Genomic DNA, 21,101 nt, shown 5'->3' on the forward strand with positions numbered 1-21,101 from the left:
CGCAATAAGATCAGGATGAATCGTCATCGCGCTTTAGGTTATTGTTTGAGCATGATCTTCCCGGAAAACCGCTGCACACTTTTCCGGATCATGCTCTAGCGATTACGCGGTCTTCACGCCTGCGACGATGCCTGTGGGCTCCTCGCTGAGCCAGCGGTAGATCACCCCGCCCAGCGCGCCGCCGATCAATGGCGCGACCCAGAACAGCCAGAGCTGCGACAGCGCCCAGCCGCCGACGAACAGCGCGGGACCGGTGCTGCGCGCCGGGTTCACCGAGGTGTTGGTGACGGGGATGCTGACGAGATGGATCATCACCAGCGCGAGCCCGATCGCGAGCGGCGCGAAGCCCGCGGGCGCACGGCCATGGGTGGCGCCCATGATGATGAACAGGAACATCATGGTCATCACCACCTCGGTGAGGAAGCACACGATCATGCTGTACTGGCCGGGCGAATGCGCGTCATAGCCGTTGGACGCGAAGCCCTTGGTGACGTCGAATCCGGGCGCCCCGCTCGCGATGACATAGAGCAGCCACGCGGCAACGATCGCGCCCGCCACCTGGGCGATCACATAGGGCAGGATCTGGCCGGCCGGGAAGCGCCCGCCGGCGGCAAGGCCGACCGTGACGGCCGGATTGAGATGGCAACCCGAGATGTGGCCGATCGCATAGGCCATGGTGACGACGCTGAGCCCGAACGCCAGGGACACACCGACGAGACCGATGCCGACCTGGGGAAAGCCGGCGGCAATGACCGCGCTGCCGCAGCCTGCGAATGTGAGCCAGAAGGTGCCGATGGCTTCCGCGGCGTATTTTTTCATATCCATGTGTGGACCCCCGATTTCAAGTTTCCGGAGCAAAGCTCCGGAAACGGCCCCGTCATTGGCACCGAATCGCCCAAATCGGGGCCGCACAGAGGTATTTTCGCCGCATTTAATGGCCGAACTTGGCCCAAAATCCCCCTTGGCCGGTGGACATCTGCAGTTTTGTCTGATACATCCGCGCGCTCAAGGTTAAGGGCTTGCGCGTTTCGCCATCCCCTTTGACTTAGCAGAATTCAAATCCGATCCACCTGAAGAGGATGCCGCGTGCAGGTTCTCGTTCGCGATAACAATGTCGATCAAGCCCTCAAGGCGCTGAAGAAGAAGATGCAGCGCGAGGGAATTTTCCGCGAGATGAAGCTCCGCGGCCATTACGAGAAGCCCTCCGAGAAGAAGGCCCGCGAAAAGGCCGAAGCCGTGCGCCGCGCGCGCAAGCTGGCCCGCAAGAAGCTGCAGCGCGAAGGCCTGCTGCCGATGAAGCCGAAGCCGGTGTTCGGCGCGGGTCCCGGCGGTGATCGCGGTGGTCGTGGCGGCCCCGGTGCGGGTCCGCGCGGACCGCGCTGATCTACCGGATCTTGCGAGACTTCAGTTTTCGATAACGCGGGCCCCTGGCCCGCGTTATTGTTTTGTGAGCGGTGCCTTCTTCTGGGACGCGGGCACTACCGATGCGGCGCTAAAGCGCGATGAGATTGGATTGAAAGCCATCGCGCTTTGGTTTGATGTTTGAGCATGATTCTTTCGGAAAACCGCTGCACACTTTTCCGGATCATGCTCTAGCGCGAGCGAACCGTAGATGGCCTCCCCTTTCCCCGAGCGCAGCTTGGCGCGGCTGCGCCAGATCTGGCAGCAGCCGTTCGTGCTGGCGTTGATGGGGATTGCGCTGTGCAGCTGCTCCTTCGATCTGGGATCGCTGATGCCAGAGAAGGAGAAGCCTCAGGAGGCGCCGAAGGCGACCGCGGCCACCGAAAGCGCGGTCAGCGCCGTCAATGTCAGCGAAGCCCAGGCCCACACGGCAAAGGCCCAATCCCTGGCGAAGTCAGGCGAGACCGCAGTTGCGCTCGACGAGTTCAATCGTGCGGTCGGGCTCGATCCCTACAATGCGCAGGCGCTCTATGGCCGTGCCTTGATCTATCAGAGCAAGAACCAGCACGATTTCGCCATTGCCGATTTCAGTGCTGCGAGTGGGCTCAACCCGCAGAAGGCCGAGCCGCTGCTCGGCCGCGCCACCAGCTATCTCGCGCTCGGCAAGGTCAAGGAGGCCGCAGCCGATCTGGACGAGGCCTCCGAGGCCGATCCGCACAACGCCCAGGTCTGGACCACCCGCGGACAGGCCTATGAGCGGCTGGGCGACAGGGCCAAGGCAGCGGCGTCCTACACCAAGGCGGTCTCGCTTCGCCCACGCGACGATGCCGCCCGCAGCGGCCTCGCCCGCGTCGGCGGCTGACAGCGCGGCTCAGATGGCGTCCTAATCGGGGGTGGCGGGCTTCGGCAGTACGGCGTGGAACATCGATTTCATGCCGGACAGCATTTCATCGGCGACATTGGTTTTCGGCCGCTGCATGGTCGTGGTCGCGCCGGCGTCGGCACGCAGATCGAGCGGGGGTGCGATCACCGGCACAGGAATATCAGCCGGCGGCGTCACCCGATTCGGGTCGTCATTGCCGACCGAGGCCGTATAAGGCGGGTTGACCGGCGATGAGCCGCCATTGCCATAGGCCTCGGATGACGGCGTCGACACCGTGATCGGCGGCGGCAGCGGACGCACCGGGGACGGCTCCGCGGTGATCACACGCGGGGCCTCCGGGATGCGGGCGGCTTCTCGCACAGCAGGCTCCGCCGGCCTTTCAGCGGGCTTGGTTTCGGAAGATTTGGTCTCGGCCGATTTGGCCTCAGCGGCCTTGCCCTCAGGCGATTTGCGCAGACGCTCGATCGCGGCGCGCACGAGGTCATTGGCGTCGGAGGTCGCGGCCGGCGAAGCTGCAGCCGGGGCCGAATTGGCCTCCACCACCGGGGCGGCAGCCGCAGGGGCGGACTTGGCGACCGCCTTCTCGCGTGCGGGGGTGCGGCCGCGCGGGCCGGTCTCGGCGGGAGCCACGTCTGCGGCCTTGGTCTCGGCAGCCGGCTGATGATCGGCAGGCTTCTCGGCCGCCGCCTTGTCCGTCACGTTCTTCTCGGAAACGCTCTTCTCGGAGACACCCTTGGCCTTGACGCCGGGTGCGGGAAGGTTGGCAGTGTCCGCCGGCTTGCCCTCACTGCCAGTCTTCGCAGGCGCGACCACGGTCGCAGGAGCATCAGGCGCGGGCTTGGCATTGATGTAGTGATTAACGATGTAAGCCCCGATGATCGTCGCGAGCACCGAGGGGAAGATATCCATCGAGATTTTAGCGAGGTATTTCAGCATTTCTCGGCCACTCCCCGCGCGATCTGATGCGGGAACTTTGGGGCATTGTGAGGGATCAACTGCGACGGATCGATGGCAAACAGTAACGCAAACTTACGGTTTTAGCTCGATTTCAAGGAACACGATCTCGGTTGAGGTTTCGTTAAGTACGTCATGCTGGACGCCGGCCTTGCGGAAATAGGATTTGCCGGCCGCAAGCTGCGCCTTGGACCTCTCGCCGCCGGGCGCCACGATGGTCATTTCCCCCGCCACCACGGGAACAATCACATAATCCATGCCGTGGGTGTGATGCCCGGTGGCGCTCCCCGGCGCAAGCCGCCACTCGGTCACACGAACCTGCTCGTTGTCGACCTGAACCTCGGACCTGGCGGCAAGCATCGGGAACTCTCCTTATCGCGCCTCAGGGCACGAAGACCATGAACACGTAGACGGCAAATACCACCATATGGACCAGTCCGAACAGGACGTTGGTCCTGCCCGTGCCGAAGGTCAGCATGCTCAGGAAGAAGGTCAGGAGCAAAAGCACGCTGCCCTGGGCGTTGAGGCCGAGCTCGAGCTCCTTGTCGAGCGCGTAGGTGGCAACGCCGACGGCCGGGATGGTCAGCCCGATGGTGGCCAGCGACGACCCGAGCGCAAGGTTGATGCTCTTCTGGAGGTCGTTCCTGCGGGCCGCCGAAACGGCCGCGACGCCTTCCGGCATCAGGATCAGGAGGGCGACCAGAAGTCCGGTAAAGGCCGGCGGCGCACCGATCTTGGCCGCGACGGCGTCGACCACCAGCGAAAACTTCTTGGCGAGCAGCACGACCGCCAGTAGCGCAATCAGCAGCAGCACGACGCTGAGCACCAACATCCGGCCCGATAGAAGCGCTCCACCGCTGCCGCCGTCCGCTCGCTCGTGAACGAAGTAATCCTTGTGCAGGACGGTCTGGGTGTAGAGAAACACCCCGTACAGCGCGAGCGTGACCACGTCGACGAAGCCGAGCTGAACCGCCGAATAGACCGGCCCGGGCGTGGTGGTGGTATAGTTCGGCAGAATCAGCGTGATGGTCGCAAGGGCGAACAGCACGCTGAGATAGACGTTGGCGCCGGACAGCTGAAAGCCCTGCTCGCGATAGCGCAGGCCGCCGATGAAGATGCAGAGCCCGACGAGGCCGTTGCAGACGATCATGACCACGGCGAACACGGTGTCGCGCGCCAGTTCCGGCGCGGGCTTGTCGCCCAGCATGATCGTGGTGATCAGAGCCACCTCGATGATGGTCACCGACAGCGTCAGCACCAGCGTGCCATAGGGTTCGCCGACCCGCTCCGCGATCACCTCGGCATGATGAACCGCAGCGAATACCGTGCCGAACAGGATGACCAGAAGGACGATGGCGAAGACGAGCCCGGCCAGCGACAGCGTGAACACGTAGTCCGTCGCGCTGACGGCCGCGAACAACAGCACGGCCAGCGCCGGGAAGATCCAGGCCGACCGGGGCATCGGACTATGCGCGCTCATCCACTACTTCCATTTGCTTGAATGAGCAGTAGCAAATCAGGCGCGAGATTCAATGCCAGTGCAGGATCGGCGCGACCGGCAGCAGTGTCAGCAGCAGGAACAGCGGGATCAGCACGGCGCCGGCGCGCAAGAGATAGCCGAAAAAGCTCGGCATCTCGACGCCGTTCTCGCTGGCGATGCTGCTCACCATGAAGTTCGGCGCGTTGCCGATATAGGTGAGCGCGCCCATGTAGACCGCGCCCATGGAGATCGAGGCGAGCGTGCCCGAGAGCTCATGCATCAGCGCTTGCGGGTCGCCACCGGCGAGCTCAAAGAACAACAGATAGGTCGGCGCATTGTCGAGGAACGCGGACATCAGGCCGGTGAACCAGAAATAGGCGACCTCGCGCGGCACACCGTCCGGCGCCGTCACAGCCGACAACAGCCAGGCGAAGGCGCCGTGATGTCCGGCATTGAGCATGGCAATGACCGGGATGATCGCGACAAAGATCCCCGCGAACAGTTTCGCGACCTCGCGGATCGGCTCCCAGGTGAAGCCGTTGGCCAGCCTGTGCTCGTCCGGCGTCAGCCACACCGACAGCGCCGCAATGGCCAGCAGCACCGAATTGCGGACGACGTCCTCCAGGTCCAGCTTGGTGCCGAGAATGTCGAACGCCACGCCGGGCTTCCACATCGCCGACGCCAGCAGGCTCACGACGATGGCCGCGATCAGCACCAAATTGACGAGACCGCGGATGCGCGGCGGCTCCCCGCGGCCGGCTTCGCCGAGCGGCGGCTCGCTACGAAAGCGCCAGATATCAATGACAACGAAGATCGCGAGCAGCAGTCCGGCGACGATTGCGGTCTGCAACCAGATGGTCCGTGTGGTCCAGAAGAAGTCGATGCCGTGCAGGAAACCGACGAAGAGCGGGGGATCGCCAAGTGGACTCAGCGCGCCGCCGACATTGGCGACCAGGATGATGAAGAAGATGATGACATGGGCGTTGTGACGCCGCGGACGGTTGGCGCGGATCAAGGGGCGGATCAGGATCATCGCGGCCCCCGTGGTGCCGACAATGCTCGCACCCAATGTGCCGAGCGCGAGGATGCCGACATTGGTCGCTGGCGTCGCCTTGATGTCGCCGGTGATGAGGATCCCGCCGGCCACGACATAGAGCGAGAACAGCAGCACGATGAAGCCGAGATATTCGGCGAGCATGGCATGGACGAGCGCCGCCAGCGTTGCCATGCTGCCGGCAAACAGGACAAGCGCGGCGAGTGCCAGCAGCGACCAAGCTGCGGCTATCTTGCCGTAGTGATGATGCCAGAATTTTGGAAACAGCAGCGGCCCCAATGCGATCGATAGCAACAGACCGGCAAATGGCAGCGCATAGGGCCAGCGCATCGCCGCACCATCGAGCCCGGTCGCGGCCCATGCGTGTTGCGGCGACAGCGTGAGGATCGCGGCGAAGGTCAGGCTCCAGGGCCACGTGACGAGCCGTTTAGGATTCAATGAAGCGCCTTGCCGTTTCGATCGCACCGAAAGCATCGAGATTGTCGTGTCCGCCGCCCGCGAAGCGAACGAACTGCTTCGGTTCATGTGCGAGCGCGAACAGACGCTCTCCGAACACGATCGAAATGGCAAGGTCATTGGTGCCATGCATCACCAGGAGCGGCACCGTGACGCGCGTGATGCGCTGGTCCGAATGGAACGGATCGCGCATCAGCAGGCGCACCGGAACGAACCAGAACGACGACGCTGCAACGTCGACCGTCGACGTATAGGGGGCTTCCAGGATGAGCTTCCCGACATGATGCTCCGAGGCGAGCGCAACCGCCGCGCCCGTCCCGAGCGAAAAGCCCCAGGCGATGATTCGTTCCGCCGCGTAGCGCGCGATCGTGAAGGCGTAGGCGGCTGCGGCATCGCGCAGCAGGCCCTCTTCGCTCGGCGCACCGCTCGAGCCGGCGTAGCCGCGGTAGGACAGCGCGACGAGGCCGGTGCCGTCGGAGGTCATCGCCCTGAAACGGCTGACGCGGCCGGCGAGAAAATCGCCATTGCCAGGAAAAAACAGGATCACGGGACGGCCAGGCTTCGCCGGCACGTGCCAGAGGATGACCTTCTCACCGTCGGACGTGGTCAGAATGTGCTCTTCCGCCTCGGGAAGGCCCGCGGCATCGGGGGCGGTGCGACCGACGGGCGGGATCGGAAACAGCATCTCGCGCTGCCGGACGTACAGCACGAGGAGACCGACGCAATAGACGGTCACGAGCAGGATGGCGATCCACTTGACGATGGTCATGATGCGCGGCCGGCCTTTCGGCTCACGGCTTGCGACCGCTCCGCAGCAATTTCATGACATCGGGCCGAAGGCTCGTCGGAACAGCGCGGCAGCCGCACGCCGCCTTGTGGGCGGCGCGCTGCGCGCGCGTCGCTTTGGGGGGGCATGCGATGGGACCGGTGCCATTCCTTGTTGATGGCCACGGTCCGTTTACTTCCGCGCTACATCGCCTTGACGATGTTCTCGGTGACCTTCTTGGCGTCGCCGAGCAGCATCATGGTGTTGTCGCGATAGAACAGCGGATTGTCGATGCCGGCATAGCCGGAGGCGAGCGAGCGCTTGATGAACATCACGGTGCCGGCCTTCCAGACCTGGAGCACGGGCATGCCGTAGATCGGCGAGGTCTTGTCCTCCTCGGCGGCCGGGTTGGTGACGTCGTTGGCGCCGATCACGAAGGCGATGTCGGCCTGCGCGAATTCGGAGTTGATGTCCTCCAGCTCGAACACCTCGTCATAGGGCACGTTGGCTTCGGCGAGCAGCACGTTCATGTGGCCGGGCATGCGGCCAGCGACCGGGTGAATGGCGTATTTCACCTCGACGCCTTCCTTCTTCAGCATGTCCGCCATCTCGCGCAGCGCATGCTGGGCCTGCGCCACCGCCATGCCGTATCCGGGCACGATGATGACCTTGGAGGCGTTCTTCATAATGAAGGCAGCATCGTCGGCCGAGCCGAGCTTGGCGGGCTTCTGTTCGCCTGTAGCCCCGCCGGCGGCGGCGGTCTCGCCGCCGAAGCCGCCGAGGATGACCGAGATGAAGGACCGGTTCATCGCGTGGCACATGATGTAGGACAGGATCGCGCCCGAGGAGCCGACCAGAGCGCCGGTGATGATCAGCGCGGAATTGCCGAGCGTGAAGCCGATGCCGGCGGCGGCCCAGCCGGAGTAGGAGTTCAGCATCGAGATCACGACCGGCATGTCGGCGCCGCCGATCGGGATGATCATGAGCACGCCGAGCAGGAGTGCCAGGATCACGTTGAGCCAGAAGAACACCGGGCTGCCGGTCATCACCAGGCCGACGATGCAGACGACCAGTGCAATCGCGAGCGCGATGTTGATGAGGTGCCGCGCCGGCAGGATGATCGGGGCGCCGCTCATGCGCGCCGAGAGCTTCAGGAACGCGATCACCGACCCGGTGAAGGTCAGCGCGCCGATCGCGACGCCGAGCGACATCTCGACCAGGCTCTGGGTGTGGATGTTACCGGGCGTGCCGATGTCGAAGGCTTCGGGCGCGTAGAACGCGCCGGCAGCGACCAGCACCGCGGCCATGCCGACCAGCGAGTGGAAGGCGGCAACCAGTTCCGGCATCGAGGTCATGGGCACGCGGCGGGCGATCACCGCGCCGATGCCGCCGCCGATCGCGACCGCGAGGATCACGAGCACCCAGGCCACACCGTCGGCTGGCGGATGGCTCGCGAGCGTGGTGCCGACCGCGATCGCCATGCCGATCATGCCGAACAGATTGCCCTGGCGCGACGATGCCGGGCTCGACAGCCCGCGCAGCGACAGGATGAACAGCACCCCCGCCACGAGATACAAGAATGCAGAGAGATTGGCGCTCATCTCAGGTCCCCATTAATCCCTTCAGCCCGAGGTGGCCGCTTACTTCGACTTCTTCTTGTACATCGCCAGCATGCGCTGGGTGACAAGGAAGCCGCCAAAAATGTTCACGCAGGCGAAGATGAGCGCGACGAAGCCGAAGCCGCGCGCCCAGCCCGAGCCGCTCGAAACCATGCCGACGCCGACCGCGAGCAGCGCGCCGACCACGATCACCGAGGAGATCGCGTTGGTCACGCTCATCAGCGGCGTGTGCAGCGCCGGCGTCACCGACCACACCACGAAATAGCCGACGAAGACGGCGAGAACGAAGATCGACAGCCGGAAGATGAAGGGGTCGACGACCTGTGCAACATGCTCCATGGCGACTCTCCTTAAACCTTCGGCTGGAAGTTCGGGTGGATCACGGCGCCGTCTTTCGTGAGCGCAGTGGCCTTGACGAGCTCGTCGTCCCAGTTGACGGCGAGCTTCTTCTCTTTCTTGTCGACCATGGTCTCGATGAAGGAGAACAGATTGCGTGCGTAGAGGCTGGAGGCCGAGGCCGCGACGCGCCCGGCGACGTTGGTGTAGCCGACGATCTTGATGCCATCGAGGTCGACGACCTCGCCGGCCTTGGCGCCCTCGACATTGCCGCCGCGCTCGACGGCGAGATCGACCAGCACCGAGCCCGGCTTCATCGACTTGACCATGTCAGCGCTGACGAGCTTCGGCGCCGGCCGGCCCGGGATCAGCGCGGTGGTGATCACGATGTCCTGCTTCTTGATGTGCTCGGCGGTGAGCGCGGCCTGCTTGGCCTGATATTCCTTGGACATCTCCTTGGCGTAGCCGCCGGCCGTCTGGGCGTTCTTGAACTCCTCGTCCTCGACGGCAAGGAATTTCGCACCGAGCGACTCGACCTGCTCCTTGGTGGCGGGCCGCACGTCGGTCGCGGTCACGACGGCGCCGAGACGGCGCGCGGTCGCGATCGCCTGAAGGCCGGCGACGCCGACGCCCATCACGAACACCTTCGCGGCGGGCACGGTGCCGGCCGCCGTCATCATCATCGGGAAGGCGCGGCCGAAGGCCTCGGCGCCCTCGATCACGGCGCGATAGCCGGCAAGATTGGCTTGCGAGGACAGCACGTCCATCACCTGCGCGCGCGTGATGCGCGGCATCAATTCCATCGCGAAGGCGGAGACGCCGGCATCGGCCATCGTCTTCAGCGAGGCCTCGTTGCCGTAGGGATCCATGATGGCAATGACGAGTGCGCCGCGCTTGTATTGTGAAAGCTCCGACGCCTCGGGACGCTTCACCTTGATGATGATATCGGCGTCCTTGAGCGCGTCAGCGCTGACTGTGGCGCCCACGGCGGTGAATTCGGAATCCGGCAGGCCTGACTTGATGCCGGCGCCCGGCTCGACGGCGATCTCGGCACCGAGCGCCTTAAACTTCTTCACCGTATCAGGCGAAGCGGCGACCCGCGGCTCGAGCGGATCGATTTCCTTGGCAACGGCGATCTTCATAGGTCCTCCGGCGGCGCGGGACAGCGCACGCGCAAACTAAGCGTAACTCCCGCAGCGTTCGATACCGGTTCTGGGACCGGCTTGTATGCAAGTATTCTGGGCAGCTGCTGCCGCTGGCGTGTGCAGCTACCGAAGACGGATCAGGTGAGGAAAATCGCCATCAGGATCACGATGAGCGCGACCGAGGCCGTGCCGTACTTCACCAGCTTGATGAAGCCCTCATAGGTCTGCTCGTGCGCAACGTAGTCGTTGCCGTCGGCGGTGGTGTATGCCACTTCGCGATGGTCAGCCATGGATTGTCCCCAGTCGAAAGTCGAATTCTTCGCTGGCAATACCGCAATAAACCGGACAGGGCAACGGCACGGACGCGCAGTTTTCCCGCAAATGGACTCATTTGGAATCCCAATGATCGCGGATCCAGCGGGCAAGGCTCTGCTCGCTGACTTCGCCTGCGGCGAGTGAGCCGATGATGATGGCAGCTTCCGCGGGATCAGGACTGAAGTCCGCGCTGTTCTTGCGGAGAAACGCCATCATCGTCAGGAAAGCGATGCGCTCATTTCCATCGACGAATCCAACATTTTTCGCGAGGCCGAATGCATAGGCTGCGGCGAGTTCGTCCAGCGGCGCCTGCTCGGAGCTCCATTTGTCGAGCGGCCGCTCCAGCGCCGAGTGCAGCATGTCTTCGTCGCGTATTCCCGGCGCGCCGCCAAAGCGGCGAAGCTGTCGATTGTGAATGGCGACAGCCTGCGCGTAGCCAATCCAAAGCGGTTCCTGAAGCTCGTTCATGCGAGCCGACTACCTTGCTAGCGCTGCTATCGTGTCGCGATATTTGTCCATGATCCCGTCGGCGATTTCCATCGTTCGCGCGAAGTCGGGATCGTAGGGCAGCGCCTGGAAGCCGCCACCGGGTAGTTCCACGATGTGCAGTTGCTGGCCGCGCTTGAGGTCGAGGCGCTGCATCAGTTCGCGCGGAAGCAACAAACCATCCGAATTTCCGATCTTCTTGATCTCGATCTTCATGGCCGAACCGTCGCTGAGGCTGTGTTATACAGATGTACAACACAGCCTCAGCGACAGTTCAACAGATGTTTTACGCTTTCCCTGCCTACAAATGAGGCAGGCTCGCGCCTCAGCCCATCGCCTCCAGCTCGTCGATCATCCCGGCGATGACGCTGAGCCCGCCATCCCAGAACTTCGGGTCCTTGGCATCGAGCCCGAACGGCCGCAGCAGCTCGGAATAGTGCTTGGTGCCGCCCGCGGCGAGCATGTCGAGATAGCGCTCGGCAAAGCCCTCGGCCGCATGCTCGTAGACCGCATAAAGCGAGTTCACGAGACAATCGCCGAACGCATAGGCGTAGACGTAGAACGGCGAATGGATGAAGTGCGGGATGTACATCCAGTAGTTCTCGTAGCCCGCCTTGATCTCGATCGCGGGCCCCAGGCTCTCGCCCTGCACCGACAGCCAGATCTCGCCGAGTCGCATCGCGGTGAGCTCGCCGTTCTTGCGCTCGGTGTGGACCGCGCGTTCAAACGAATAGAACGCGATCTGCCGCACCACGGTATTGATCATGTCCTCGACCTTGCCGGCGAGCAGCGCCTGGCGCTGCTTTGCATTCTTGGTCTGGGCAAGGAGCCGCTTGAACGTGAGCATCTCGCCGAACACGCTCGCGGTCTCCGCCAGCGTCAGCGGCGTCGGCGCCATCAGCGCGCCGTTCTTCGCCGCCAGCACCTGATGCACGCCATGGCCGAGCTCATGCGCCAGCGTCATCACGTCGCGCGGCTTGCCCTGGTAGTTCATCAGCACGTAAGGGTGCGCCGACGGCGTGGTCGGATGCGAGAACGCGCCGGGCACCTTGCCCGGACGCACCGGCGCGTCGATCCAGCGGTCGGTGAAGAAGCGCTCCGCGATGTCGGCCATCTTAGGCGAGAAGCCGCGATAGGCCGTCAGCACCATGTTCCGCGCATCGGGCCAGCCAATGACGTCGGTCGCGGCAAAGGGCAGCGGCGCGTTGCGGTCCCAATAAGCGAGCCGCTTCTTGCCGAACCACTTCGCCTTCAGCGCGTAATAGCGATGCGACAGCTTCGGATAGGCCGCGTGCACGGAAGCAACCAGCGCATCCACCACCTCGCGCTCGACGCGGTTGTTGAGGTGGCGGGAATCCGCGACGTCCTTGAAACCGCGCCAGCGGTCGGAGATGTCCTTGTCCTTGGCGAGCGTGTTGGTGATCAGCGCAAAGGTGCGCTCATTGGCCTTGAAGGTTTTGGCCAGAGCCTCCGCCGCGCTCTTGCGCTTGGCGCCGTCGCGGTCCTGTAGGAGATTCAGCGTCGGCTCGATCGCGAGCTCTTTGGCGCCGACCTTGAAGCGCAGGCCCGAGATGGTCTGGTCGAACAGCCTGTTGAAGGCGGAATAGCCGGTCTGCGCCTTCTCCAGGAAGAGCTGCTCGAGCTTGTCGTCGAGCTGGTACGGCTTCTCCTTGCGCAAATCCTCGATCCACGGACGATAGTGCACGAGCTCGGTGGCCTGCATCGCGCGGTTCAAAATATCGTCATCGATTCGATTGAGCTCGAGCGCGAAGAACAGAAGATGCGTCGACGCCGCCGTCAGGCGCTCGGACACGTCGCCGTAAAACTTTGAAATCGCAGGGTCCACGCTGTCGCCGGCGTGGACCAGGCCGGCATAGGAGCCGAGTCGGCCAGCGAGATCGTCGATTGCCTCATAGCGTCGCACGGCTTCCGCGAGCCATTTTCCGCCATCTTCGTTTGCTGTCCCTGTCGCGAGCTTGCCCTTGTAGTCGGTCTCGAACGCGACGCAATCGGCATCCATCTTTTCGAGATCGCGCGCCACTTCCGGCGCCTCGATCCCGGAATAGAGATCGGCCAGGTTCCACTCGGGAAGCTTGCCGGTCTTGCTTGCAGGCTTTGCGGGTGAAGATTTGGCGAGTGAAGGCTTGGCAGACGAAGGCCTGGAGGACTTTGCTTTGGCGGCGGATTTCCTGGTGCTCGGCTTGCGGGGAGCGGGCTTGCTGGAAGCGGCCTTCTTGAGAGCAGACTTTTTGAGAGCGGGCTTGGAGCGCGAATTCATTGTGTGGGAAACCTGTGTTCAACAGTCGCGACGGCGGGCGGGGGCATCAAGGTTTAAGAGTGCGTTAATCGGCTTCGGCCAGAGTGCCCCGATTCGAGACAGATAGTTGTAGCGTGCAGGGAACACCATGGCTGCCAGTATTTTGATCGCCGACGACGACGCTGTAGCCCGCCGGCTGGTCGAAAACATGGTGCAGAAATGCGGCTATGAGACGATCGTCGTGGAGTCCGGCGACGCTGCGATCGCCGCGCTCACCGCTCCCGACGCCCCGGCCATCGACGGCGTCATCCTCGATCTCGTGATGCCCGGCCTCGACGGCATGGGAGTGCTGGCGAAAATCCGAGAAGCCGGCCTCAGCATCCCCGTCATCGTGCAGACCGCGCATGGCGGCATCGACAATGTGATCTCGGCGATGCGTGCCGGCGCGGCCGATTTCGTCGTCAAGCCGGTCGGCCTCGAGCGACTTCAGGTTTCGCTGCGCAATGCGCTCAACGCCTCCGCGCTCAAGGGCGAATTGCAGCGCATCCGTCACAGCCGCGAGGGCCGGCTGACCTTCTCCGACATCATCACCCGCTCCGAGGCGATGGCGGGCGTGATGCGCGCCGCGCAGAAGGCGGCGAACTCCTCGATTCCCGTGCTGATCGAGGGCGAGTCCGGCGTCGGCAAGGAGATGTTCGCGCGCGCCATCCATGGCAGCGGCGAGCGCAAGGCAAAACCTTTTGTCGCGGTAAATTGCGGCGCGATTCCCGACAACCTCGTCGAGTCCATCCTGTTCGGCCACGAGAAGGGCGCTTTCACCGGCGCCACCGAGCGGCACATGGGCAAGTTCGTCGAGGCCCATGGCGGCACGCTCTTCCTGGACGAGGTCAGCGAGTTGCCGCTGACCGCGCAGGTCAAGCTGTTGCGCGCGCTCCAGGAAGGCGCGGTCGAGGCGGTCGGCGGCCGCAAGCCCGTCAAGGTCGACGTGCGCATCATCTCCGCGACCAACCGTAAGCTGCTGGAGCGGGTGAAACAGGGACACTTCCGGGAAGATCTGTTTTATCGCCTCCACGTGCTGCCGCTGACGATCCCGTCGCTGCGCGCCCGGCGCGAGGACATTCCGCATCTGCTGCGGCATTTCCTGGCGCGCTTTGCCGCCGAGGAGAACCGCCCCATCACCGGCATCAGCGGCGAAGCGGTGGCGCACCTCGCCCAGCTCGACTGGCCCGGCAACATCCGCCAGCTCGAAAACGCGGTCTACCGCGCGGTGGTGATGAGCGACGGCGACCAGCTTGGCCTCGGCGATTTCCCCCTGCTCGCCTCGCAGCCGCATCCTGCAGCCGACATTCCGACTGCGCCACTGCTGCTCGAGCCGATCGCGGCGCCTTCCTTGGTGTCGGGTAATGAAATACCGATCGCTCCCTTCCCGTCAGCGGGAACTCTCTCCATGCTGACCGCGAGCGGCGATGTCCGCCCGCTGGAGGACATGGAGAACGAAATCATCCGTTTCGCGATCTCGCATTATCGCGGGCAGATGTCCGAAGTCGCCCGCCGCCTCAAAATCGGTCGGTCCACGCTCTACCGCAAACTCGACGAAGCAGGCGTGCCTGGCCATGGCGGGAAAAGCGATGAGGAGACGCACTGAGCCATATCTGAACAGCGGCTTGCCTGATGTTGCGACGAGGCCGCAAGCCCTTCGCATTTCGGCGAAATTTGGCGGCGACGTGAACCGTGACCTGGAAGTGACAGACACAGGGAAAATTGCGTGGGGCAAGCGCATAATCCGTTGCCAAAGAGGCTGCCTTGACGTCAGTTTGTCGTGAGTTGTCCCGGGTAGCGCTGGCCGCAAAAGCGGGGCCTGTATATCGTCTGCGTATGAATCGTTGCGTGCAGGCGTGCGACTTTCGAGAGGCCGGCGCGATTTAGCCGAAGTTTTAGAGACGATAACGAAGCTGTTCCAAGAGGGACAGTTCACCCGAGGGGTGTGACACAATGCGTGACTGTTTGAACCACCGTGCAGGCTTTGACCGTGTCTTGATGACGGTCGCGGCGACCTTCCTCACGGTGTCGGCCAGCTCAGCCCTGGCGCAGGATCAGACGCGCAGCAGCGCCGCCGAGCTCGCGATCGAGGCCGCGATCCCGCGCCCCGAGCCGGCCAACGTTCCGCCTCCGACCGCCTCCGACATCAAGCTCGACACAACCGCCACCATCCCGGACTCTGCGAAAGAGCCCGTGAAGGCCGAAGTCGCACCGGCGCCCGACAAGATCGAGACCAAGCCTTCCGACGTCGCCACCTCGCCCGCCACCGAGGCGCCGAAGAGCGAGACGGCCAAGACCGAACCCGCGAAGACAGAACCTGTGAAGACAGAACCCGCCAAGGCCGACACTGCGACGGCACCTGCTGCGACTCCGGCCGCCGAGCCGGTGAAGGCCGCGAGCAACGTTCCCGCCGCCGACCAGCCGGTCGCCGACAAGCTCAGGGACATCATCGGCGCCAAGGCCTCGCGCCATTTCGACCGCAAGAACGAGCGCGCGACGATCGAGAATTTTTACGGTGCGCGCGACTTCGCGCCGGTCTGGACCCAAGGCGGCAGCCTGACCGCTGCGGCCAAGGGCGTCATTGCGCGGCTGAAGGATGCAGCCTCCGACGGCCTCAACCCCGCCGACTATCCGGTGCCGGATTTCGCCGCCGCCACCACGCCCGATGCGCTCGCCGATGCCGAGCTGAAGCTCACCGCCAGCATGTTCGATTATGCGCGGCAGGCCCAGAGCGGCCGCATGCACTGGTCGCAGGTCAGCGGCGACATCCTCTATCCCGAACATCCGGTCGACCCGAACGAGGTGCTCGCCAAGATCACGACAGCGACGGACGCCTCCGCGGCGCTCGACAGCTACAACCCGCCGCACAAGCTCTACAAGGAGCTGAAGGCCAAGCTCGCGGAGCTGCGCGGCCAGGGCAACGGCCCCGCGATCGAGATCGCCGACGGTCCGGCGCTGAAATACACCCCGGCCGGCAAGAAGCAGGCCGAGATCGTCGTAGAAGATCCGCGCGTGCCACAGCTGCGCGCCAAGCTCGGCATCACCGAGAACGCGAACGACACCCGCTATGACGCGGCGGTCGCCGATGCCGTGCGCAAATTCCAGGGCGGCGCCGAGATGAAGGCGACCGGCATCCTCGACGACAAGACCGTCAAGGCGCTCAACACGCCCAAGCGCGACAAGCAGATCGACGTGGTGCTGGTGAACATGGAGCGCTGGCGCTGGCTGCCGCGCGACCTCGGCGCGCCCGCGCTGGGCGATGCCTATGTCATCCTCAACATTCCCGACTACACGCTGAAGGTGATGCAGCGCGGCCAGCAGGTCTGGACCACCCGCGTTGTCACCGGCAAGCCTGGCACGCATGCCACCCCGCTGCTCAGCGAGACGATGAAGTACATCACGGTCAATCCGACCTGGAACGTGCCGCCGTCGATCGTCTACAACGAATATCTGCCGGCGCTTCAGCAGGATCCGACCGTGCTCCAGCGCATGGGCCTCAAGCTCGAGCAGAACCGCGACGGCTCGGTGCACATCTCGCAGCCGCCGGGTGAAGCCAATGCGCTCGGCCGCATCCGCTTCAATTTCCCGAACAAGTTCCTGGTCTATCAGCACGACACGCCGGACAAGCATCTGTTCGCCAGGGAAGATCGCGCCTTCAGCCATGGCTGCATGCGCGTGCAGAACCCGGATCAGTACGCGTCCGTGCTGCTCAACATCACCATGCCGAGCGACAAGTACACGCCGGAGCGCGTGCGCAGCATGTACGGCAAGAGCGAGATCGACCTGAAATTCCCGACCCCGATCCCGGTCAACATCACCTATCAGACCGCCTTCGTGGATGACGCCGGCAAGCTGCAATTCCGCAAGGACGTTTATGGCCGCGACGCGACCATGATCAACATCCTGAAGAACAATCGCGGCAAGGACCTCGAGGCTATCGTGGCGCATTCGCAGCCGAGCTATTCGCGCCCGGCGACGACGCTCCCCTCAGGCGTGGCGGTGGCCAACAATGGCGGCGGCTTCGGCTCGTCTGGGCCAAACTTCTTCGAGCGGCTGTTCGGAGCGCCGACCCCGACCCAGCCGCCAGCGCCAGTCGGCCGTCGTCCGCAGCGGGTCTTTACCCGCTGAGCCCGGCTGAGCGCCTGGTTCACAAAAATTCTGCAATGAAATCAGCGACCCCGTCCCCTGGATGGGGTCGCTTGACGTTAACCGTTCTCCAGCCGGGCCCCAGAGAGCGGGCGTTTTTTTGCCACAGTCAACCGTTTAGGATCGTACTCTGACTTGGTTTGGGGGCGGGAAGGTCAACCTCGAATTAACCTTCTCGCTTTAAGAAAGCGTTCACCCTCTTTCGCGCTGCTAACGGGGTTGGCGGGAGAGTCCATTTTGAACGCTCGTCGACTGGGTGGGCTCATACGTGCTGACTGGTCTCGCACGCCAATTCGCTGTGCTGTCGTTGTCCCATGCGGGAGTGAAGGCCGGATCCCGGATCGGCCTCGCTTCCGTATTGCTGCTTGCCGCCGCAGGTTCGGTTCATGACGCCGCCGCGCTGAACGAAACCAAGACGCTCTCCTTCCATCACACCCATTCCGGCGAAGACCTCACCGTCACCTTCAAACGCGACGGCCGCTATGACGAAGCCGCGCTGAAGCAGCTCAACCACTTCCTGCGCGACTGGCGCACCCAGGACGAGACGGTGATGGACCGTCGCCTGTTCGACATCCTCTGGGAAGTCTATCGCGACGTCGACGGCAAGCAGCCGATCCAGATCATCTCCTCCTACCGCTCCCCCGCCACCAACGCCATGCTCCGCCGCCGCTCCTCCGGTGTGGCGCGCTTCAGCCAGCACATGCTGGGCCATGCGATGGACTTCTATATCCCGGGCGTGCCGCTGGAGCAGATCCGCTTCGCCGGCCTGCGGCTCCAGCGCGGCGGCGTCGGCTTCTATCCGACCTCCGGCTCGCCCTTCGTGCACCTCGACACCGGCAGCATCCGGCACTGGCCGCGCATGACCCATGACCAGCTCGCCCGTGTCTTCCCCGACGGAAAAACGGTGCATCTGCCAACGGACGGCGTTCCGCTGAAGGGCTATGAGCTCGCCAAGGCCGAGATCGAGCGACGCGGCAGCGGCGACGATTCCGGCAGCAAGACGAATTTCTTCGCCGCCTTGTTCAAGGGCAAGTCGGCGGCTCCGGCCGCCAGCAGCAGCGACGAGGATGACGAGGGCGCACCGGCCGCGAAACCGTCCGCGCCGACCGTGGTCGCCGCCGTGACCAAACCCGCCGAGCCGGTGCCGACGCCGCGCGCCAAGCCGCAAGTGGCCGCAACGCTCCAGCTCGCCTCGGCCGATGCGCAGATCGTTGCGCCGCCCAAGCCGAAGGCCGCGCCCGTGGCTGACAAGCCGGCGACTGGCAAGCCCGAGACCCCCGCCGACATCATCAATGCCCGCGGCTTCTGGGATGACATACCGGCTGCGCCACAGCAGGCGACGCCGGCTCAGGTCGCCGCGTTGAAGGCGCGCCAGGCGCTCGCCGCAGCCACCGATCCGCAAGCCACCGCGAGCGTCTCCAGCGCGGCCTATCAGGCGCTGGCCTTTGCGCCGGCATCCGCCTCGCCGGTCGATCGCGCCAACGTCGTCGCCGCCTCTGCGCCGATCCCGCGCTCCGCCCGACCCGCTTCCGCGACGCGCAGCCTCGCTCAGGCGACGGAGATCAATACGGTGGTCGGCAAGAGCGTCGATGGCAGGATCGCCACCGCGACCCGGCTCTCCGCGGCCAAGGGCGACAGCATCTGGCTCAAGATCGTGATGCTGTCACCGAGCGCCAGTCGTGCGATGTCGGTGACGCTGATGGGCGAGCTCGATACGGCGGCGCTGCGCCGCTTTTTCGTCAAGCCGCAGGCCGTGATCGCGATGGGTTTTGTCGAGGACCCGATGCAGGGCCTGTCCTGCGACAGCTTCTCGGGCAGCGCGACCGCAAAGCTCCAGACGACGTCCTTCGTCATGCGTACCGCCGCGCTGCGCTGAGAGCCGCGGCCCGGCAAAGCTCTCCCCTGCCCCATTCTTCCTCCCGCGTATCGATCATGCTGGCAGGCCAGCCCTGACGAGGCCGGATTCGTGACGCTCGCGATCGATCTCGCGCTTGTAGTGCAGGGTTGCAAGATAGGCTGCCACCGAGAACCCGGGTTCGCGCTTCAGGACCTCCGCGGCGTGAGCGCCAGCCGCGACGGCATTGTTCATCTGCGCGAATATCGCTGCAAGGAACGCATGATGGGTATAGTCGGGCCGCGTGATCCTTGAAAACGCCTCGGCGGCCTCGGCGTATTTCTCTGCGCAATAATACGCACGACCGAGATGGCTCCAGAATCGCTCGGGATGATGAGGATTGAGACGCATCGCTTTCCTGATCCAGTCGATGCCCTCCTCAGGCAAGCCCAACCAGGTCAGGAGCTCTCCCTGCTGCACGACGATCAGATCGTAGTTCGGGTTAAGGGCCAGCGCACGCTCCTGGTGATAGGTGGCCTTTTCATAGTCGTGACGCGTCAGATTGAGCGCAGCGAGGATCCGGTGCACGTCGGCGTCGTTGTCGTCGAGCGCCAACGCGATCTCGAGTTCAGAAGCCACCTGCTCGAAGGTCGCGTCGCGGTCAGCGCACCAGCCGTAGATCCAGCACTGGCCGAGCACACACGCCTTCCAGGCGTGAGCGTGGGCGTAATTCGGATCCATTGCCAGCGCCCGGTTGAGCAGGGTCTGCGCCTGCGCGTTGTCCTCGCGTGTTGAACGGTGATGCAGGAGCTTTGCAGCCAGCACGCATTCGTAAGCGCGCATGTTCTCGGTCGGCTTGCGCTTGGTGCGGTCATGCGCTGCCGCTTCCACTCGACCAGGCAACGTCGCGACGATTGCGCGGGTCATCTCGTCCTGGATGGCGAAAATATCCTCGAGCTCGCGATCGTAACGTTCGGCCCAGATATGGCGGTCGGTTTCCGCATCGATCAGCTGCACGGTGACGCGGACGCGCCCCCCGGCCTTCCGCACGCTGCCCTCGATGACATAGTCGACGCCGAACTCACGGCCGATGTCCTGGACCTTTACCGCCTTGCCCTTGTAGACGAAGGTCGAGTTTCGCGAGATGACGAGCAAGTCGTGGAAGCGCGAGAGCTCGGTGATGATGTCTTCCGTGAGACCGTCGGCGAAGAACTCCTGTTCCGGATCGCCGCTCATGTTGGCGAACGGCAGCACGGCGATGGACGGCTTCTTTGAGACAACCGGTGACGCAACAGCCTTCGTCGCGTCGGGCAGGCTTGCAGGCCCCTCCGCCAGGCGAATGCGGAAGACGCGGATCGGACGCGTGATGTTCTTGACGCTCTGCTCGCCGAGATCGTCGAATTGAACTCCGTCGAGCCGGTCGCCAACCTGATCGCGCACTGCGCCTGAAACGCAGATCCCTCCAGGCTCGGCGAGCGTCTCCAGTCGCGCCGCGACGTTGACCCCATCACCGAAAATGTCGTCTTGATCGACGATGACATCGCCCAGATTGATGCCGATGCGGAATTGTATCCATCGCGGCGGCGGGACGTCGGCATTGCGCCGCGCCATGCGGCGCTGAACCTCGGCGGCACACAGCACGGCGTCGACGACGCTGTGGAATTCGGCGAGCATGCCGTCGCCAGTCGTCTTGATGATGATGCCGCGATTTTTGGCAATGGCCGGATCGATGAGCTCGACCCGGTGGGTCTTGAGGCGCGCAAGGGTACCCGCCTCGTCGACTTCCATGAGCCGGCTAAAGCCGACCATGTCGGCGGCGAGGACCGCGGCAAGCCTGCGCTCTGGTCCCGGCACATCCATCGCTCGGTCCCTTCACCGAGCACTCTAGCAGATGAAGGGATTTCGCCCAAGCTTGGTGCGCTGCAACGCC

At 64.1% G+C, this 21,101-nt stretch carries 19 protein-coding genes; 5 read left to right on the forward strand and 14 right to left on the reverse strand.

The genetic code is table 11. The features are described 5' to 3' along the window. Positions 1-102: 102 nt before the first annotated feature. A complete protein-coding gene (gene aqpZ, locus XH85_RS41270) occupies positions 103-825 on the reverse strand; it encodes an aquaporin Z (protein ID WP_128936485.1) in 723 nt (240 codons plus the stop codon). Positions 826-1,086: 261 nt separating this feature from the next. On the opposite strand from aqpZ, the gene rpsU reads away from it, so the two are divergent. Then, positions 1,087-1,383: a 30S ribosomal protein S21 gene (gene rpsU, locus XH85_RS41275; protein WP_008546194.1), complete on the forward strand. Its 297-nt coding sequence runs from the start codon at positions 1,087-1,089 to the stop codon at positions 1,381-1,383. 229 nt (positions 1,384-1,612) lie between these two features. Beyond that, the gene (locus XH85_RS41280) at positions 1,613-2,263 is read left to right on the forward strand and encodes a tetratricopeptide repeat protein (protein WP_128936486.1); all 651 of its coding nucleotides are present in this window, start codon (positions 1,613-1,615) and stop codon (positions 2,261-2,263) included. A 21-nt stretch (positions 2,264-2,284) separates the two neighbouring features. On the opposite strand, the gene XH85_RS41285 is transcribed toward XH85_RS41280, so the two are convergent. From XH85_RS41285 to XH85_RS41340, 12 genes are all read right to left on the reverse strand, one after another. Then, on the reverse strand, positions 2,285-3,220 hold the full coding sequence (locus XH85_RS41285) for a hypothetical protein (protein ID WP_128936487.1): 936 nt from the start codon (positions 3,218-3,220) through the stop codon (positions 2,285-2,287). A gap of 93 nt (positions 3,221-3,313) precedes the next feature. Beyond that, entirely contained in the window at positions 3,314-3,598 is a 285-nt protein-coding gene (locus XH85_RS41290) for a cupin domain-containing protein (protein WP_128936488.1), read from the reverse strand. A gap of 22 nt (positions 3,599-3,620) precedes the next feature. Further along, positions 3,621-4,718 (reverse strand): calcium:cation antiporter, encoded by a 1,098-nt coding sequence (locus XH85_RS41295; protein WP_128936489.1) that lies wholly within the window; start codon positions 4,716-4,718, stop codon positions 3,621-3,623. 49 nt (positions 4,719-4,767) lie between these two features. Then, positions 4,768-6,246, reverse strand: a complete 1,479-nt coding sequence (locus tag XH85_RS41300; RefSeq protein ID WP_128936490.1) for a sodium:proton antiporter — start codon at positions 6,244-6,246, stop codon at positions 4,768-4,770. Then, positions 6,200-6,997, reverse strand: a complete 798-nt coding sequence (locus XH85_RS41305; RefSeq protein ID WP_128936491.1) for an alpha/beta hydrolase — start codon at positions 6,995-6,997, stop codon at positions 6,200-6,202. Before XH85_RS41305 ends, XH85_RS41300 begins: the two co-directional genes overlap by 47 nt. A 200-nt stretch (positions 6,998-7,197) precedes the next feature. Further along, positions 7,198-8,595 (reverse strand): NAD(P)(+) transhydrogenase (Re/Si-specific) subunit beta, encoded by a 1,398-nt coding sequence (locus XH85_RS41310; RefSeq protein ID WP_128936492.1) that lies wholly within the window; start codon positions 8,593-8,595, stop codon positions 7,198-7,200. Between the two features lie 39 nt (positions 8,596-8,634). After that, a complete protein-coding gene (locus tag XH85_RS41315) occupies positions 8,635-8,952 on the reverse strand; it encodes a proton-translocating transhydrogenase family protein (RefSeq protein ID WP_091888212.1) in 318 nt (105 codons plus the stop codon). A gap of 11 nt (positions 8,953-8,963) precedes the next feature. Continuing rightward, the gene (locus tag XH85_RS41320) at positions 8,964-10,091 is read right to left on the reverse strand and encodes a Re/Si-specific NAD(P)(+) transhydrogenase subunit alpha (protein ID WP_128936493.1); all 1,128 of its coding nucleotides are present in this window, start codon (positions 10,089-10,091) and stop codon (positions 8,964-8,966) included. A gap of 140 nt (positions 10,092-10,231) precedes the next feature. Continuing rightward, on the reverse strand, positions 10,232-10,384 hold the full coding sequence (locus XH85_RS41325) for an aa3-type cytochrome c oxidase subunit IV (protein WP_128936494.1): 153 nt from the start codon (positions 10,382-10,384) through the stop codon (positions 10,232-10,234). A gap of 97 nt (positions 10,385-10,481) precedes the next feature. After that, the gene (locus XH85_RS41330; protein ID WP_206734363.1) at positions 10,482-10,877 is read right to left on the reverse strand and encodes a type II toxin-antitoxin system death-on-curing family toxin; all 396 of its coding nucleotides are present in this window, start codon (positions 10,875-10,877) and stop codon (positions 10,482-10,484) included. 9 nt (positions 10,878-10,886) lie between these two features. Further along, positions 10,887-11,111, reverse strand: a complete 225-nt coding sequence (locus XH85_RS41335; protein WP_128936495.1) for an AbrB/MazE/SpoVT family DNA-binding domain-containing protein — start codon at positions 11,109-11,111, stop codon at positions 10,887-10,889. Positions 11,112-11,220: 109 nt separating this feature from the next. Then, positions 11,221-13,173, reverse strand: a complete 1,953-nt coding sequence (locus XH85_RS41340) for a M3 family oligoendopeptidase (RefSeq protein WP_128936496.1) — start codon at positions 13,171-13,173, stop codon at positions 11,221-11,223. 127 nt (positions 13,174-13,300) lie between these two features. On the opposite strand from XH85_RS41340, the gene XH85_RS41345 reads away from it, so the two are divergent. From XH85_RS41345 to XH85_RS41355, 3 genes are all read left to right on the forward strand, one after another. Then, a complete protein-coding gene (locus XH85_RS41345) occupies positions 13,301-14,797 on the forward strand; it encodes a sigma-54-dependent transcriptional regulator (RefSeq protein WP_128936497.1) in 1,497 nt (498 codons plus the stop codon). 347 nt (positions 14,798-15,144) lie between these two features. Continuing rightward, on the forward strand, positions 15,145-17,319 hold the full coding sequence (locus XH85_RS41350; RefSeq protein ID WP_128936498.1) for a L,D-transpeptidase scaffold domain-containing protein: 2,175 nt from the start codon (positions 15,145-15,147) through the stop codon (positions 17,317-17,319). A gap of 274 nt (positions 17,320-17,593) precedes the next feature. Next, positions 17,594-19,213, forward strand: coding sequence for a peptidoglycan L,D-endopeptidase MepK (locus XH85_RS41355; protein ID WP_128936499.1), 1,620 nt, complete (start codon positions 17,594-17,596; stop codon positions 19,211-19,213). 54 nt (positions 19,214-19,267) lie between these two features. Here XH85_RS41355 and XH85_RS41360 read toward each other — a convergent pair whose 3' ends face one another. After that, on the reverse strand, positions 19,268-21,031 hold the full coding sequence (locus XH85_RS41360) for an adenylate/guanylate cyclase domain-containing protein (protein WP_128936500.1): 1,764 nt from the start codon (positions 21,029-21,031) through the stop codon (positions 19,268-19,270). Positions 21,032-21,101: the final 70 nt, after the last annotated feature.

It is taken from the genome of Bradyrhizobium zhanjiangense (assembly GCF_004114935.1).
Taxonomy (GTDB): domain Bacteria; phylum Pseudomonadota; class Alphaproteobacteria; order Rhizobiales; family Xanthobacteraceae; genus Bradyrhizobium; species Bradyrhizobium zhanjiangense.

Bases quoted from the DNA above. Each gene is read 5' to 3' on its own strand.
- aqpZ (WP_128936485.1), bottom strand. From the start codon at position 825: ATGGATATGAAAAAATACGCCGCGGAAGCCATCGGCACCTTCTGGCTC.
- XH85_RS41280 (WP_128936486.1), top strand. From the start codon at position 1,613: ATGGCCTCCCCTTTCCCCGAGCGCAGCTTGGCGCGGCTGCGCCAGATC.
- XH85_RS41285 (WP_128936487.1), bottom strand. From the start codon at position 3,220: ATGCTGAAATACCTCGCTAAAATCTCGATGGATATCTTCCCCTCGGTG.
- XH85_RS41290 (WP_128936488.1), bottom strand. From the start codon at position 3,598: ATGCTTGCCGCCAGGTCCGAGGTTCAGGTCGACAACGAGCAGGTTCGT.
- XH85_RS41295 (WP_128936489.1), bottom strand. From the start codon at position 4,718: ATGAGCGCGCATAGTCCGATGCCCCGGTCGGCCTGGATCTTCCCGGCG.
- XH85_RS41300 (WP_128936490.1), bottom strand. From the start codon at position 6,246: ATGCTTTCGGTGCGATCGAAACGGCAAGGCGCTTCATTGAATCCTAAA.
- XH85_RS41305 (WP_128936491.1), bottom strand. From the start codon at position 6,997: ATGACCATCGTCAAGTGGATCGCCATCCTGCTCGTGACCGTCTATTGC.
- XH85_RS41310 (WP_128936492.1), bottom strand. From the start codon at position 8,595: ATGAGCGCCAATCTCTCTGCATTCTTGTATCTCGTGGCGGGGGTGCTG.
- XH85_RS41315 (WP_091888212.1), bottom strand. From the start codon at position 8,952: ATGGAGCATGTTGCACAGGTCGTCGACCCCTTCATCTTCCGGCTGTCG.
- XH85_RS41320 (WP_128936493.1), bottom strand. From the start codon at position 10,091: ATGAAGATCGCCGTTGCCAAGGAAATCGATCCGCTCGAGCCGCGGGTC.
- XH85_RS41325 (WP_128936494.1), bottom strand. From the start codon at position 10,384: ATGGCTGACCATCGCGAAGTGGCATACACCACCGCCGACGGCAACGAC.
- XH85_RS41330 (WP_206734363.1), bottom strand. From the start codon at position 10,877: ATGAACGAGCTTCAGGAACCGCTTTGGATTGGCTACGCGCAGGCTGTC.
- XH85_RS41335 (WP_128936495.1), bottom strand. From the start codon at position 11,111: ATGAAGATCGAGATCAAGAAGATCGGAAATTCGGATGGTTTGTTGCTT.
- XH85_RS41340 (WP_128936496.1), bottom strand. From the start codon at position 13,173: ATGAATTCGCGCTCCAAGCCCGCTCTCAAAAAGTCTGCTCTCAAGAAG.
- XH85_RS41345 (WP_128936497.1), top strand. From the start codon at position 13,301: ATGGCTGCCAGTATTTTGATCGCCGACGACGACGCTGTAGCCCGCCGG.
- XH85_RS41350 (WP_128936498.1), top strand. From the start codon at position 15,145: ATGCGTGACTGTTTGAACCACCGTGCAGGCTTTGACCGTGTCTTGATG.
- XH85_RS41360 (WP_128936500.1), bottom strand. From the start codon at position 21,031: ATGGATGTGCCGGGACCAGAGCGCAGGCTTGCCGCGGTCCTCGCCGCC.